At 66.7% G+C, this 15,362-nt stretch carries 13 protein-coding genes; 5 read left to right on the forward strand and 8 right to left on the reverse strand.

Translation table 11 applies throughout. The annotated features are described in order from the left end of the window. Nucleotides 1-39 precede the first annotated feature (39 nt). The 4 genes from NGB94_RS08145 to NGB94_RS08160 all read left to right on the forward strand — a co-directional run bounded on the left by NGB94_RS08145 (nt 40) and on the right by NGB94_RS08160 (nt 3,576). Complete coding sequence (locus tag NGB94_RS08145; RefSeq protein WP_325790120.1) at nt 40-1,584, forward strand: long-chain fatty acid--CoA ligase; 1,545 nt, start codon at nt 40-42, stop codon at nt 1,582-1,584. 55 nt (nt 1,585-1,639) lie between these two features. After that, the gene (locus NGB94_RS08150) at nt 1,640-2,200 is read left to right on the forward strand and encodes a sigma-70 family RNA polymerase sigma factor (protein ID WP_325790121.1); all 561 of its coding nucleotides are present in this window, start codon (nt 1,640-1,642) and stop codon (nt 2,198-2,200) included. Further along, complete coding sequence (locus NGB94_RS08155; RefSeq protein WP_325790122.1) at nt 2,200-2,973, forward strand: hypothetical protein; 774 nt, start codon at nt 2,200-2,202, stop codon at nt 2,971-2,973. The genes NGB94_RS08150 and NGB94_RS08155 overlap by 1 nt, the downstream gene beginning before the upstream one ends. Nucleotides 2,974-3,057: 84 nt before the next feature. Next, a complete protein-coding gene (locus NGB94_RS08160; RefSeq protein ID WP_325790123.1) occupies nt 3,058-3,576 on the forward strand; it encodes a metallophosphoesterase in 519 nt (172 codons plus the stop codon). Nucleotides 3,577-3,584: 8 nt separating this feature from the next. Here NGB94_RS08160 and allB read toward each other — a convergent pair whose 3' ends face one another. From allB to NGB94_RS08185, 5 genes are all read right to left on the reverse strand, one after another. After that, the gene (gene allB, locus NGB94_RS08165; protein ID WP_418910625.1) at nt 3,585-4,955 is read right to left on the reverse strand and encodes an allantoinase AllB; all 1,371 of its coding nucleotides are present in this window, start codon (nt 4,953-4,955) and stop codon (nt 3,585-3,587) included. Further along, on the reverse strand, nt 4,922-5,707 hold the full coding sequence (locus NGB94_RS08170) for a hydroxypyruvate isomerase family protein (protein WP_325790125.1): 786 nt from the start codon (nt 5,705-5,707) through the stop codon (nt 4,922-4,924). The genes allB and NGB94_RS08170 overlap by 34 nt, the downstream gene beginning before the upstream one ends. 68 nt (nt 5,708-5,775) lie before the next feature. Then, nucleotides 5,776-6,588, reverse strand: coding sequence for a bifunctional allantoicase/(S)-ureidoglycine aminohydrolase (locus tag NGB94_RS08175; protein ID WP_325790126.1), 813 nt, complete (start codon nt 6,586-6,588; stop codon nt 5,776-5,778). Continuing rightward, nucleotides 6,585-7,874, reverse strand: a complete 1,290-nt coding sequence (locus tag NGB94_RS08180) for a DUF6986 family protein (protein ID WP_418910623.1) — start codon at nt 7,872-7,874, stop codon at nt 6,585-6,587. Before NGB94_RS08180 ends, NGB94_RS08175 begins: the two co-directional genes overlap by 4 nt. Then, on the reverse strand, nt 7,871-9,277 hold the full coding sequence (locus NGB94_RS08185) for an NADP-dependent malic enzyme (RefSeq protein WP_325790127.1): 1,407 nt from the start codon (nt 9,275-9,277) through the stop codon (nt 7,871-7,873). The genes NGB94_RS08180 and NGB94_RS08185 overlap by 4 nt, the downstream gene beginning before the upstream one ends. 123 nt (nt 9,278-9,400) lie before the next feature. Between NGB94_RS08185 and NGB94_RS08190 the strand changes: the two genes are divergently transcribed. Then, nucleotides 9,401-10,159, forward strand: coding sequence for an IclR family transcriptional regulator (locus NGB94_RS08190; protein WP_325790128.1), 759 nt, complete (start codon nt 9,401-9,403; stop codon nt 10,157-10,159). A 72-nt stretch (nt 10,160-10,231) separates the two neighbouring features. Here the strand turns inward: NGB94_RS08190 and aceE are convergent, their stop codons facing one another. From aceE to NGB94_RS08205, 3 genes are all read right to left on the reverse strand, one after another. After that, a complete protein-coding gene (gene aceE / locus NGB94_RS08195; protein ID WP_325790129.1) occupies nt 10,232-12,973 on the reverse strand; it encodes a pyruvate dehydrogenase (acetyl-transferring), homodimeric type in 2,742 nt (913 codons plus the stop codon). 162 nt (nt 12,974-13,135) lie between these two features. Beyond that, nucleotides 13,136-14,149, reverse strand: a complete 1,014-nt coding sequence (locus tag NGB94_RS08200; RefSeq protein WP_325790130.1) for a PDR/VanB family oxidoreductase — start codon at nt 14,147-14,149, stop codon at nt 13,136-13,138. A gap of 3 nt (nt 14,150-14,152) precedes the next feature. Next, nucleotides 14,153-15,298, reverse strand: coding sequence for an aromatic ring-hydroxylating dioxygenase subunit alpha (locus NGB94_RS08205; protein WP_325790131.1), 1,146 nt, complete (start codon nt 15,296-15,298; stop codon nt 14,153-14,155). Nucleotides 15,299-15,362 lie beyond the last annotated feature (64 nt).

The following is a 15,362-nucleotide window of genomic DNA, read 5'->3' on the forward strand; positions in this document are numbered from 1 at the left end:
GCAAGTACCCACCCGGCACGGATGAAGGACGTTTGAGCAATGCAGAACCAGGGCCTTGGGTCATGGATCCACCGCCAGCGGATCAAGTCAGGTTCCAGAACCGCCCTGGTCTTCCGTGACCGGGCAACGAGCTACGCGGAGCTGGACGAGAGGATCAACCGCCTTGCCGCAGCACTGCGTGCCGCCGGCGTTGAACACGGAACCCGCGTGGCGTTCCTGGGCGACAACCACCCCGCTTTCCTGGAGACGTTCTTCGCCGCCGGGTCCCTGGGAGCGGTCTTTGTGCCCCTCAATACCCGGCTGGCACCGCCCGAGATCCAGTTCGCGCTGCAGGACTCGGGCGCCGCGGTCCTGGTCAACACACTGGCCCTGGATGAGCTGGCGGTCCGCGGCAGCCGGGACACCGCCGTCGCGCTCCGCCTGCTGGTCGACGACGGCACCGGTGCCTCACGCGCCGAAGCAGCCGGCACGCCGGTCCAGCCGTATGAGGATGCCTTCGCGGACTCCGCTGCCTTTGCCGACGCCCCGGTGGCGCTCGAGGACGGCGCGATCATCCTCTACACCTCCGGGACCACAGGACAGCCCAAGGGCGCACTCCTCACCCATGCGAACCTGGCCTGGAACTGCTTCAACGTGCTGGTCGACTATGACGTCGCGGAGAACGACATCGCGCTGATGATCTCCCCGCTGTTCCATGTCGCTTCCCTGGACATGGGGGTGCTTCCGAACCTGCTCAAGGGCGCGGCCGTGATCCTGGAGACCCGGTTTGAACCGGGACGGACACTTGAACTGATCGAGAAGTACCGGGCCACGTACATCAGCGGCGTGCCCACCACCTACCAGCTGCTGTGCGAACACCCCGACTGGGACAAACGGGATATCAGCTCGCTCCGCAAGCTCACCTGCGGCGGTTCCGCCGTGCCGCTGCGCGTCATTGACGCCTACGAGGAGCGCGGCCTGAGCTTCTCCGGAGGCTACGGCATGACTGAAACTGCTCCCGGTGCCACAGCACTGCCGCCCCTCTACTCCCGGGCCAAGGCAGGGTCCGCCGGCATCCCGCACTTCTTCACCTCCGTGCGCGTGGCCCGGCCCGACGGCAGCACCGCTGACGCCGGTGAAGTGGGAGAAGTGCAGATCAGCGGACCCAACGTCATCAAGTCCTACTGGAACCGCCCGGATGCCACTGAGTCGGCATTCGCCGGCGGAGACTGGTTCCGCTCCGGAGACATGGGCTACTTCGACGCCGACGGCTTCCTCTTCATCTCCGACCGGCTCAAGGACATGATCATTTCCGGCGGGGAGAACATCTACCCCGCCGAGGTGGAGCAGATCATCAGCGAACTGGACGCGGTGAGCGGTGTGGCCGTGATTGGCGTGGCAGACGCGAAGTGGGGTGAGGTTCCCAAGGCGCTGATCACCCTGCGGGAGGGATTCACCCTTGAACCCGCAGAAGTGGCAGCACACCTGGACGGACGACTGGCGCGCTACAAGATTCCCAAGACCGTGGAGATCGTTTCCGACTTCCCGCGTACGGCCAGCGGCAAGATCCGCAAGGCTGACCTGAAGCGCCAGTACGCCGGTTAGGAAACTGCCCGTGCCGGTGTGAAACACTCGGGCGCATGGCGGACAGGTACGGGGTATGACCCAGTTCCCAGGGAAGCCGGACCGAGAGGCGAGCTTTAGGGTGCTCTATGCGGCCGTGTACCCGGACCTGCTGAAGTTCGTGCAGCGGCGCACGGGCGCCGGCCACGCAGAAGACCTCGTCGCTGAAACCTTCCTGGTGGTGTGGCGCAGGTTCGAGGACCTGCCGGCGGAGGAGACAGACCGGCGTGCCTGGATTTTCGGCATCTGCCGCAACATCATGCTCAACGGCCGCCGCGGGGAACAGCGCCGTGACGCGCTTGGCATCCGCCTCAGTGAAACTGCTTCGCTTCCGGTTTCGTCGGCCGACATTGACCTCGCGGAGCAGCGCATGGATGTTGCCCGCGCCTGGCGGCAGCTTTCCGAGGTCCACCAGGAAGCCCTTGGACTGGCAGTCTTCGAGGACCTGCCCGGACCGCAGGCCGCAGCCGTCCTCGGCATTTCCCCGGTCGCCTACCGAATTCGGCTCACCCGAGCCCGCCGGGCGCTGCGGCTGCTGCTGGACCATCTGCCCGCTGCCGCTGCGGTGCGGGTACCTGCTGCCGAGAGGAAACCGTAATGCTGCGGGATGAAGAAACAGATGTGCTGCTGAAGTCACTGGACGCGGCTTCCCCGGCCGGTGCGGGTCTGGAGCGGAGCGCCCGGGACCTTGAACGGATACTGGCTGACGCCGGTGTGGAGCTGCGTCCGGTACCGGGCCGGACGCGGTGGAACCGCCGTCTTGTAGTGGCCGGTGCCGCTGCTGCGGCTGCCGCGGCGATCCTTGCTGTTCCGGTACTTGGCGGCGGTGACCCGGCGTATGCCAGCTGGACGCAGACACCGTCTGCCCTGAGCCCGGGGGCGAGCGAAAGGGCCGGGAACGCCTGCCGCGGCCCGGACCGCCGGGACGAGTCCTTTGGAGCCGATGTGGCGATTGCCGAGCGCCGGGGCGAGTGGACCACGGTGGTGCTCTCCGGCCCCGGCGGCTTCTCCGCCATGTGCGTCACGGACGGGTCCCTCTTCGGCGCTTCCTTCGGGTACTCAGGCAAGACTCCCGGCGGCGCTGAGCCTGCTGCGCGTGAGCTGCTTCCCACGTCCATGGGCATGGGATCCACGTCATCAGGCGAGCTTTCAATGGTGGTGGGTGCCGCGGGAGCCGAGGTAGATGCCGTCTCGTACGCCAGCCGAACCCTGGGCGACGTGAGCGGCAGTGTTGCCAACGGGTACTTTATGCTGTGGTTTCCCGGGGACGAGCTAAAGGACTATCCCGAGGCAGGTGTCCCTCTGCAGGTCAGCTACAAGGACGGAACCCGGGAACAGGTCCGGGTTTCCCTGGACTGGGCCAATCAGTAGGCCGGACGGATCAGCGCCGGGCGCTAACGTAGGGTCCGGGCCCGGAGGGTGCCCTGCGGGGATTGCACCGAAAGGGGAGCAGGAATGACAACCAGGGCGCTGCTGATCGCGGACACCCATTTGCCGAAGCGGGCCAAGGACCTGCCGGCGCAGGTGTGGGATGAGGTGGAGGCCGCAGACCTGGTGATCCACGCCGGAGACTGGGTCAGCGAGGACCTCCTGGACGAGCTGCAGGAACGCTCGCAGCTGCTGCTGGCCTGCTGGGGAAACAACGACGGGCCAGGGCTCCGGTCCAGGCTGCCGGAGGTGGCCCGGACCGTTGCGGAAGGCGTGCGGATCGCCGTCGTACATGAGACCGGTGCTGCGAAGGGCCGTGAAGCGCGCATGCAGGACGCTTATCCGGACACGGACCTGCTGGTTTTCGGGCACAGCCACATCCCCTGGGATACCACCACTCCAAACGGACTGCGGCTGCTCAATCCGGGGTCCCCCACGGACCGGCGCCGCCAGCCGTACTGCACCTACATGGTCGCGGACATCGACAGAGGAACGGTCGACGCCGAACTTCACCGGCTGCCGCTGCGCACCTCCCGCACCCAATAGAAGCCAGGTTAGGCTCGGGTCCGGCCCATGAGTCTCCCCGCCGGGGCAGAACCGGCGGAGACCTCCGCGCCCCGCACGAAAGTCCGCCGCACAGCGCCGGTCAGTTCCGTCCCCGCATACGGAGTCACCGGGTTGCGGTGGTGAAGCCGGGCGGGGTCCACCACAAAGGACTCCCCGGGAGCGAACACTGCAAGGTCTGCATCGGCACCAACCTCCAGCCGGCCTTTGCGGGTTAGTCCTGCCAGGTCGGCCGGGCCGCGGGACATCCACTCCAGGACCCGCTCCAGCGGGATCCCGCGGCGCCGGGCCTCCGTCCAGATAACGGGCAGGCCCAGCTGCAGGGAGGAGATTCCGCCCCAGGCCACGTCAAAGTTCCCATGTTCGAGGTCCTTCAGATCCGGTGTGCTGGGGGAGTGGTCAGAGACGATCAGGTCAACGGTCCCGTCAGCGAGCCCCTGCCACAGCTGCTCCCGGTTGGCGGCCTCCCGGATCGGCGGGCAGCACTTGAACGCGGTGGCACCGTCCGGAACTTCTTCGGCCAGCAGGGTCAGGTAGTGCGGGCAGGTCTCCGCAGTCACCCGGATCCCTTCCCGCTTCGCGGCCGCGATCAGCGGGAGCGCCTCGGCGGAGGACAGGTGCAGGATGTGCGCCCGCCCTCCCGTCCGGCGGGCGGCGTCAATCACCCGGGCGATGGCCTTGTTCTCCGCAGCCCGCGGCCGGGAAGCCAGGAACCGGGCGTACTGGGGTCCGGCGGGCTGCGGCGACTCCGCGATAACCTGCGGATCCTCGGCATGGACGATCAACAGGGAGTCAAAGGACGCCAGCTCGGAGAGGTCCTTCTCCATCTCTTCCGGTTCCAGTTGAGGGAACTCGTCCACGCCCGAGTGCACCAGGAAGCATTTGAACCCGAAGACCCCGGCGTTGTGAAGCGGCCGCAGGCTGGCTGTGTTGCCCGGTACGGCACCGCCCCAGAACCCGGTATCGACAAACACCTTTCCCGCAGCCGCAGCACGTTTTGCTTCCAGCGCCTCAACCGACACCGTGGCGGGAATCGAGTTCAGCGGCATGTCGATGATGGTGGTGACCCCGCCGGCAGCAGCAGCCCGGGTGGCGGAGGAGAAACCCTCCCACTCGGTGCGGCCCGGTTCGTTTACATGGACGTGGGTGTCCACCAGCCCCGGGAGCAGCACCTCATCGGGAGCCAGATCGATTTCCCGGGTGCCGGCCAGCCCGGTACCGAGGGGCACGACGGCGTCAATGGTGCCTTCGCGGACACCGACCTCCCACGGGCCGCTTCCGGTTCCGGCGAAGACCCGTTCCCCGCGGAGCACCAGATCGAACCCGGTCACGGCTGCTGCTCCGGTGCCGCATCCCGGTATTGGGCCAGCCAGGTGAACGCCTCCGTGCTGGTGCCCTTATATTCCAGGCTGATGAGTCCGCTGTAGCCGGCAGCAACCGCAGCGTTCGTCCACTCTGCCAACGGCAGGCTGCCGGTTCCGGGTGCGCCCCGTCCCGGAGCGTCAGCGAGCTGGATGTGCCCGAATGCGGCAGCGTGGGCGGTGATGAGGGAAGGTATGTCCTCCCCGTTGACGGCCAGATGGTAAAAGTCGGCCAGCAGCGCCGCATTTTCCCGCCCGGCAGCGCGAACCTGGCCAACAACGGCCAGGCCGTCCGCGGCGGTCCGCACGGGATACCCGGGAAGGCCGCTGAGCGGCTCGATCAGTACGGTCCCGCCCAGGCCGGCGACGGCGTCGGCGGCGGCTGCAAGGTTCTCCACCGCACACCCGGCCCGCGCCGTGGCGGAAACCCCCTCTTCCGGCAGCCCGTACAGGGCATTGAATCCGCGGCAGCCGGTCAGCCTGGCAATACCCGCGGCTGTGTCCAGGCTGGAACGGAAGCCAGCGCTGCGCGACGGTGAGGACAGCACGCCGCGTTCCCCGGCAGCCATGTTCCCCGCATAGAAGTTCAGTCCGGTGAGCCGCACCCCCGCCTCGGCAACAGAACGCAGGAACGCATCGACTTCCCGGTCCCCGGGAACCGGCGAGTCGAACGGCCACCAGAACTCCACGGCGTCGAACCCTGCCTGCGCGGCGGCAGCCGGGCGTTCCAGCAGGGGAAGATCGGTGAGCATGATCGAACAGTTGACTGTCAGCCGACTGCTGGACTGGGAAAACACGGAGTGCGCGGGGTCCTTCGGGATCACAGCAGAACCTGCCGGTTGACGTCCTTGTACAGCAGGTACCGGAAGCTGGAGGGCCCGCCGGCGTAACAGGCCTGGGGACAGAAAGCCCGCAGGGACAGATAGTCGCCTTCCTGCACCTCCACCCAGTCCTCGTTCAGCCGGTACACGCCCTTGCCCTCCAGTACGTAGATCCCGTGCTCCATCACATGCGTTTCAGCGAACGGGATCGAGGCTCCGGGTTCAAAGGTGACTACGTTGACGTGCATGTCATACGCCAGGTCATCAACCGGCAGCATCCGGGTGGTGCGCCATTTGTTCTCTGCCCCGGGCATGCCCACCGGTTCAATCTCGCGTTCGTGCCCGACGACGACGGCAGGGGTGTGCCCGGCCAGCGGCTCGTACGCCTTCCGGATCCACTGGAAGCGTGCCGGTTCACCGCCGTCGTTGGCTGCTTCCCAGACGCGTTCCGGCGGCAGGTAGGCAAAGCCGCCCGGGCGCAGCTCGTGGCGCTCGCCGTCGATCGTGAGGGCCAGCGGGCCGCCGTCGAGCACGAAGACAAACGATTCCACGTGCTGCTGCGGCTCGGGTGTCCTCGCTCCGCCGCCCGGGGCCACCTCCATCAGGTACTGGGCGAAAGTGGTGGCGCCGCCGGCGACCGGCCGGTTGAGGATCCAGGCACGGGTGTCCTGCCATTCCGGCAGGACACTGGCCACGATGTCCCGCAGGACTCCGCGCGGGATGACGGTGTATGCCCCGGTGACCACCGCCCGGCCGGAAAGCAGCGCGGTCTGTGGCGGCAGCCCGGCAGCGGGGGCGTAGTAGCGGCTCATGCGTGCTCCGTTTCTCGAGGACGGGCAATGCGGTCCAGTTCCCTTGGGGAGACACCTGCAGCGGAAACCTCCGCCGCGGCTACCGCTCCGCAGGCTGCTGCCCGTTGAATGAACCGGGCCAGCGCCCTGGCTGTTGCCGGCTCATCAAGGATGCTGCTCTCCCTCTGGTGAACATAGTTCCCCACCCGCTGCACCGCGGCAGGAAAGCCGCTGCGGTAGAACGCGTAGGTGGCGAGGTAGCGCGTGGGCAGCTGCGCCGGGTGCAGGTCCCAGCCCTGGTAGAAACCGGCGGCCAGCGAGCGGGAAACCAGCCGGGCATGCAGTTTCCACGCCCGGAGCATGCTCTCAGCATTGCCCGCCGGCAGGATGTTTGTTGATCCGTCGGACAGCCGCACTCCGGTGCCCGCTGCCGCGGCCTGCATGACGGTTTTGGCATAGTCTGCCGCCCGATGCTCCAGGGACTGGTGTTCCGGGGCGATTCCCAGCGCTGCACTGTAGTCGTACGTGCCGTAGTGCAGGCCGCTGACGCGTCCGGGGGCAGCATGCAGCAGCCGGGCAACGGCAGCCGTGCCGTCCGCTCCCAGAATCACCTGCGGGGTTTCGACCTGCACTTCGAACCGCAGCCGGCCGGGCGGCAGGCCATGCGCTTCCTCCAGCCGTGCGCAGACGAAAGCCATGGCCTCCACCTGGGCCGCTGTGCTGACTTTGGGCAGGGTGAGCCTGAGTCCATCCGGCAGATCCTGCCCACTAGCTGCGAGTTCGGCGAGCAGTGCGGAGAGAAAGAGGTCAAGGGTGCGCAGGCCGCGCTCACGGGTGCCTGCCTCGAGGGATTTGAACCGGATGCCGATAAACGCCGGACTGGTGCCGGCCACAGCAGCCGCTGCCACGGCACGCCCGGCGGAGGCCGCATCGGCGTCTTCGGCGTCATGCGGGCGGGTACCGTAGCCGTCTTCAAAGTCCAGCCGGAGGTCCTCGATCGGCTCGGAGGAGAGCTTCCGTGCCACCAGGTCCGCCAGGACATCCGGTTCCCCAAGCTGCAGCCGGGAAGCGAGCCGGTCCAGTCCGTCCTCCTCCTGCACGGCTGCAAGCCCCTGCCGGCCCCATTCAGCGGGAAGGCCGGGCGTGAACGTGTCCGCGGGAACGTAGACCGTGTGCACGGGCTGCCGGGTGCCGTCGTCCCCGGGATAGGCAGAGGCCAGCAGCTCATCCGTAGCGCGCAGCGAGCGGGCAACGTGCTCATAGTCCCCGGCCCTGAGGCCGCGGTGGGCGGCAGCGTCCGGGGTCACTGCGCGGCCGCCGGCGCGGAGGCGGGACCGGCGGCAGCTGCAACCGCCGCAGCCACCGCCGGAGCGACGCCCGGATCAAAGACACTGGGCACGATGTACGCGGCTGACAGTTCTGCCGGTGTGACCCGGTCCGCGATGGCCTGGGCGGCTGCCATCAGCATGGCGTCGGAAAAGTCCGCGGCCCCGGAATCCAGCAGCCCGCGGAAGAATCCGGGGAACACCAGGACATTGTTGATCTGGTTGGGGAAGTCGCTGCGCCCGGTGGCCACGACGGCGGCGTGCCGGGCGGCCGCTGCCGGGTCCACCTCGGGGTCCGGGTTGGCCAGCGCGAACACGACGGCGTCCGGTGCCATGGATTCGACGTCTGCTTCGGAAACGATGCCGGGCGCGCTGACGCCGATAAAGACATCTGCTCCGGCCAGCGCCGCGGACAGCGGTCCGGTGAACCGGCTTTGGTTGGTGTGGGCTGCCAGCCAGGCACGGTTGGGATCAGGCTGTTCCCCGCCGGCGCTGACCGCCCCCTCCTTTCCGTACACGATGACACGGGCTGCCCCGGCCGCGAGCAGCAGACGGGTGATGGCCGAACCGGCAGCACCAGCCCCGGCAATGACAATCCGCACCGAATCCAGTTCCTTGCCCACCACGCGCAGCGCATTGTGCAGTGCCGCCAGGGTGATGACTGCGGTGCCGTGCTGGTCATCGTGGAAGACGGGAATCTTCAGTTCATCCCGCAGCCGGCGCTCAATCTCGAAACAGCGCGGTGCAGCGATGTCCTCCAGGTTGATCCCGCCGTAGGACGGAGCGATCGCCTTGACCACGCGAATGATTTCTTCGGTGTCCTGGGTGTCCAGGCACACGGGCCAGGCATCCACTCCGCCGAAGTGCTTGAACAGTGCGGCCTTGCCCTCCATGACGGGCAGCGCCGCAGCCGGGCCAATGCTGCCCAGACCGAGCACCGCTGAACCGTCCGTCACCACGGCCACGGTGTGGCCCTTGGTGGTCAGCCGCCGGGCCTGTGCCGGGTCCTCGGCAATGGCGAGGCATACACGGGCAACGCCGGGAGTGTAGGCACGGGAGAGATTGTCCCGGTCATCGAGGGCTACGGTGGGTACGACGCCGATCTTGCCGCCCAGGTGCATGGAGAAGGTCCGGTCGGTGACGCTTTGGACACTGACGCCGTCGAGCTGTTCCAGGGACTGCTGCACCCGGGCGGCGTGCGCAGCGTCCGCGGTGTTGCAGGTGATGTCGATCAGGAGGAAACGCTGTGCGGATTCGACGACGTCCAGGCCGGTGAGAGTGGCTCCAGCCGCCCCCACGGCAGCTGCCAGGGCGCTGGCCGCACCGACGTCCGACGGCGATTTGACCCGCAGGGCGATTGAATTGCCAGGGCCGGGGACGGCCATAGGATTCTCCTCCCTGCACTTTGTATTCCGTATCACGGATAATATTGTTTGCGATACGGAATGACAATGGATTCAGTGCTGAAGTGTTCGCCTCGGTGAACCGTACCGGAAGGACCGCCCCTGATGGCTGAGCGAACCACTGGATCCGGTGTCCAGTCCGTCGAGCGGGTCTTTGAGCTGCTTGAGCTGCTAACCGACGCCGGCGGCTCGGCGGCGCTCAGCGAGCTCGCCGCCACCGCTGACCTGCCGCTGCCCACCATCCACCGCCTGCTGCGGACGCTGGTGGGCCTGGGATACGTGCGTCAGCTGCCCAACCGCCGCTACGCGCTGGGGCCGCGGCTGATTCGGCTGGGAGAAGGCGCCACCGCCCAGCTCGGAGCGCTGGCCATGCCGGTGCTGCGGAGGCTGGTTGACGAGCTGGGCGAGACAGCCAACATGGCAGTCCTGGATTCGGACCAGGTGCTCTACATCGCCCAGGCGCCCTCGAGGCATTCAATGCGGACCTTCACCGAGGTGGGCCGGCGCGCCCACAGCCATGCGACCGGCGTCGGAAAGGCCATCCTGGCCCAGCTCCCTGACGAGCAGGTCCGCGGGATCATCTCCCGCACCGGCCTGCCCGCGGCGACGCAGGCAAGCATCACCGGCATCGATGAGCTGCTGGCGGACCTTGAACTGATCCGCGGACGCGGCTGGTCCGTGGACGAGCAGGAACAGGAACTGGGAGTGCGGTGCTTTGCGGCAGCCGTACCGGGGGCGCCCAGCCCCACCGCGATCTCTGTCTCCGGGCCCGTGTCCCGGGTGGACGAAGCCTTCGGACGTCGGGCCGTTCCGCTGCTGCAGGCGGCGGCGCAGGAAATCGCAGACGACCTCAGCCGCCGCTAAACGCACCGCAGACGCAGCAAGGGCCGGAAACCGCGTACGGTTTCCGGCCCCTGCTGCGTGTGGCGGGGAAGCCTAGGCGTCGCCGCCTGCGTTGCCGCTGGTGCCGGCGTTCACGTTCAGCAGGTCGTACTTCTCCATCGCCAGGCGCGGAGCGTCCTTGTCCACTTCACCGCGGCCGGCGAGCAGCTGCAGGGTCTTGACCACCATCGAGTGGCTGTCGATCTTGAAGTAGCGCCGGGCCGCTGCACGGGTGTCAGCGAAGCCGAAGTCGTCGGCGCCCAGGGACGCGAAGTCGTTCGGTACGAACTGGCGGATCTGGTCCGGAACGGCCTTCATGTAGTCCGTGGAGGCCACAATCGGTCCTTCGGCGCCGGCCAGCTGCTTGGTCACGAACGGCACTCGCGGTTCGGAGCCGGGGTTGAGGAAGGCCTCTTCCTCGGCTGCCAGGCCGTCACGGCGCAGTTCGTTCCAGGACGTAACCGACCAGACGTCGGCGGAAACTCCCCAGTCGCTGGCGAGCAGCTTCTGTGCTTCCAGGGCCCACGGAACCGCAACGCCGGAAGCGAGCAGCTGGGCCTTGGGGCCTTCGGCGTCGGAGGCCGAGACCTTGTAGATGCCCTTGATGACACCTTCAACGTCCAGGTCTTCCGGTGCCTTCGGCTGAAGGATCGGCTCGTTGTAAACCATGATGTTGTAGATCAGGTTCCGGTCTTCGGAATCCTCTCCGTACATCTCTTCGAGGCCGCGGCGCATGATGTGCCCGATCTCGTAGCCGTACGCCGGGTCGTAGGTCTTCACCGCGGGGTTGGTGGAGGCCAGGATCGGGGAGTGCCCGTCGGCGTGCTGCAGGCCTTCACCGGTCAGGGTGGTGCGGCCGGCGGTGGCGGAGATCAGGAAACCGCGCGCCATCTGGTCAGCAGCTGCCCAGATGTAGTCGGCGGTGCGCTGGAACCCGAACATCGAGTAGAAGACGTAGACCGGGATCAGCGGCTCGCCGTGCGTGGCGTAGGAGCTGCCGGCAGCGGTGAACGCTGCGATGGAACCGGCTTCGTTGATGCCCACGTGCACAATCTGGCCCTGCGGGGACTCCTTGTAGGCCAGGACGAGGTCCCGGTCCACGGAAAGGTAGTTCTGGCCCTTGGGGTTGTAGATCTTCGCCGTCGGGAAGAAGGAGTCCATGCCGAAGGTACGGGCCTCGTCCGGGATGATCGGCACAATGCGCTTGCCGAATTCCTTGTCCCGCATGAGGTCCTTGAGCAGGCGGACAAACGCCATGGTGGTGGCCGCCAGCTGCTTGCCCGAGCCGCGGTTGGCTACCTCGTAGGCAGATGCTTCCGGCAGCTTCACCGGTGCATGCTTCTCCCGGCGTTCGGGCACGTTGCCGCCCAGTTCCCGGCGGCGCTCCAGCAGGTACTTGATCTCCGGAGAGTCAGCTCCCGGGTGGTAGTACGGCGGCTGGTACGGATCAGCTTCCAGCTGCTCATCCGTGATGGGGATGCGCAGGTGGTCGCGGAAGGCCTTCAGGTCCTCCAGCGTCAGCTTCTTCATCTGGTGCGTGGCGTTGCGGGCTTCGAAGTGCGTGCCCAGGCCGTAGCCCTTGACCGTGTGCGCCAGGATGACGGTCGGCTTGCCCTTGAACTCGGTGGCAGCCTTGTATGCGGCGTAAACCTTGCGGTAGTCGTGCCCGCCGCGCTTGAGGTTCCAGATTTCCTGGTCGGTCAGGTCGGCAACCATGTCCTTGGTCTGCGGAGTCTTGCCGAAGAAGTGTTCGCGCACGAATCCGCCGGACTCGGCCTTGTAGGTCTGGTAATCGCCGTCGAGCGTGGAGTTCATGATGTCCACCAGCGCGCCGTCGTTGTCCTTCTCCAGCAGCGAGTCCCACTCGCGGCCCCAGACAACCTTGATGACGTTCCAGCCGGCACCGCGGAAGAATGCTTCCAGTTCCTGCATGATCTTGCCGTTGCCGCGGACGGGTCCGTCAAGGCGCTGCAGGTTGCAGTTGACCACGAAGGTCAGGTTGTCCAGCTTGTCGTTGGCGGCGAGCTGGAGCAGGCCGCGCGATTCCGGCTCGTCCATTTCGCCGTCACCCAGGAAGGCCCAGACGTGCTGGTCGGAGGTGTCCTTGAGCCCGCGGTTGTGCAGGTAGCGGTTGGACTGTGCCTGGTAGATGGCGTTCATGGGACCGATGCCCATGGAAACGGTGGGGAACTCCCAGAAGTCCGGCATGTTCCGCGGGTGCGGGTAGGAGGACAGGGCGTGTCCCTCGCGGGACTTCTCCTGCCGGAAGCCGTCGAGGTCTTCCTCGCTCAGGCGGCCTTCAAGGAAGGCCCGGGCGTACACGCCGGGGGAGGCGTGGCCCTGGAAGAAGACCTGGTCGCCGCCGCCGGGGTGGTCCTTGCCGCGGAAGAAGTGGTTCATGCCGACTTCGTACAGGGTGGCGGCACCGGCATAGGTGGAGATGTGGCCGCCGACGCCGATGCCCGGGCGCTGCGCGCGGTGCACCATGACGGCGGCGTTCCAGCGCAGCCAGGCGCGGTAACGGCGTTCGGTTTCTTCGTCGCCGGGGAACTCGGGTTCCTGGTCCACGGGAATGGTGTTGACGTAGTCGGTGGTGGTCACCATGGGAACACCAACGGAGCGGGAACCTGCCCGCTGGAGCAGCGAGCGCATGATGAACTGCGCACGCTCTGTGCCCTGCGAGCGGATCAGCTCGTCAAGGGATTCAATCCATTCCGCGGTTTCTTCCGGGTCACGATCCGGCAGCTGGCTGGTCAGCCCGCTGAGGATGTCCGTTCTGTCTTCACTGACGCTCATATGCAGCCTCTCGGTTGAGGGCGGGGTCCCCTCAAAGTAATTCGGTGACTCACCGACCATTCCGTTATGCGGAATGCTCAGTTCAATCTATACGAATGCGCGGCTTCATGCCTGCTCAGGCAGGTAGCGGCCGCGCCTTCGTAAGACGTATCACAGAACTGTTTAGGAGACCTCAATGGTGACGACGGCGGGACCGGCCCGGAGCCCGGAAGTTCCGGGCGCTGCGGCAGGATCTGTGACGGCACGCGAGACGCAGCAGCACATCTTCTCCCGGGCCCGCTGCTGGCGTTCGCTGTAGAAGACGTCCCGGTGGTCAACGGTGCCTTCCAGGTCAAGGATCCGGACTTCGCACAGCCCGCATTCGCCCTTCCGGCAGTCGAACATCATGTCGGCGCCGGCGTCTTCCAGCGCTTCGAGCATGGACCGTCCCGGCCCCACCCGGGTTTCAAGGCCCAGGCGCGGAACCCGGACAATGAACTCCTCGGGCCGGTACCAGCCGGAGTTGCCGAATGTTTCGTACCGCAGGTTGGCGGGGTCCAGCTCCCGGGCCCGCCAGGAGCGGCGTACAGCGTCCATCAGGCGGATCGGCCCGCACATGTACAGTTCCGTTCCGTCCTCCAGCCCATCGACCAATTCCGTAACGGAAAGCGCGCTGCCCTCGGAGTCCACATGGACTTCAAGCGCGCTGCCGTGCTCCGCCTGCAGTTCCGCCAGGTACGCCATGGCACTGCGGTTCCGTCCGGCATAGACCAGGCGGTAGTCGGCCTTCACGTTCTTCAGCACACGCGCCATGTTCAGGATGGCGGTGATGCCTACCCCGCCGGCCAGCAGGACATAGCGCGGGGCCCCCACCCGCAGCGGAAAGTTCTGCAGCGGCTGGGTGATCTCCAGCTCATCGCCCGGTGCCAGTGTGTGCATGAAGATGGACCCGCCGCGTGAGGCCGCGGTGCGGAAGACGCTGATGGCCAGTTCCCTTCCGCCGTCCGGTGCTTCGACGATTGAGTAGGAGCGGCGGACCTGTTCCCCGTCAATGGAGACCATGACGTCAACGTGGGTTCCGGCTGCGGCTGGAACCGGCTGCGCGGGTTCCAGCACGATGCGGCGGATGCCTTCTGCGACGTCGCGGGTTTCGCGGACGACGGCGCGCTGCCAGACTTCGACGTTCGTTGCAGCCATTGCCTAGCCCAGTGCCGCACTCTGCCGGCTGCCGCCCGGAAGCCTGCTTCCGTCCGGACGCCGCCCCTCGGCCTCAAGCCGGCGTTCAATCAGCCGGCGCACCCACATGCCTCCGGCGTCGATGTTCAGGTTGTAGAACTCGTAGTCCGGGTTCGCGTCGATCGCGGCCTGCTGCGCGGCGAGCATTTCCTCATCTTCGCCGAACACGCCGTGGACGCCGTTGCGCAGCTGGGTGGTGATGAGCTGGCTGTCCAGCCGGTAATTGCGCATGAAGGCCCAGAAGTAGTGGCAGGTTTTCGCCGTCTCGGGGGTGATGGTGTTCATGACGAATCCGTTCACGCCCTGGCTCCGGTCACCCTGCGGGGCGCCGGTTCCTGCCTTGGCCACGCCTACGTCAATGTTGATGGTCGACGGCGCGCGGTAGGTGATGATCTGCCACCGGTCCACTTTGCCTTCGAACCCGGGGAACTTGTCCCGCATGTTCTTGAGCCAGAAGGGCGGCGCGTCGATGTTGAGCATCCAGCGGGTCACGGTGACGGTGTCCTCGTCGTGCGTGACGATGAATTCGGATTCGCTCAGCTCGTCCTGGCCGATGGAGGAGGAATGGACGAACTCCTCATGGGTGAGGTCCATGAGGTTATCCAGCACGAGCTGGTAGTTGCAGGGCGCAAAGATGGTCTCGCCGTCGCCGGCCCATTCGTCGGAGGACAGCTGGTGCATGTCCGGCACGGCGTCCGGATCGGCCAGTGTGGGATCGCCGAGCCACACCCAGACGTAGCGGTGGCGTTCGATGACCGGGAAGGACGGCACCGTGGCGCTGGGGTTGATGGTCTCCTGCGCGGGCATGGAAATGCAGCGGCCGGCGGAGTTGTAGACAATGCCGTGATACGGGCACTGGATTCCGTCCCGGCCGGTGGTCTTGCCCATGGACAGCGGTGCCAGGCGGTGCCAGCAGGCATCGGCCAGGGCAACGGCCTTGCCGTCCTCGGTCCGGTACAGCGCCAGCGGCCGGTCGGCGATTCGGCGGGACATGGGTTTGCGGGTCACTTCGTGGTCCCAGGCAGCCACGTACCAGGCGTTCAGCGGGTAGCCCAGCACCTTGCTGGTGGTGGAGCTCTGGGCCTGTGTATCGGTCGAGACGGCGGTCATTGCGGTTCCTTCCAGGAGCATCAGCACTGATGCGGCGGTACAACTAACTATCGGCATAGATAGT

It is taken from the genome of Arthrobacter koreensis, from assembly GCF_035792275.1.
Lineage (GTDB): Bacteria > Actinomycetota > Actinomycetes > Actinomycetales > Micrococcaceae > Arthrobacter_B > Arthrobacter_B koreensis_A.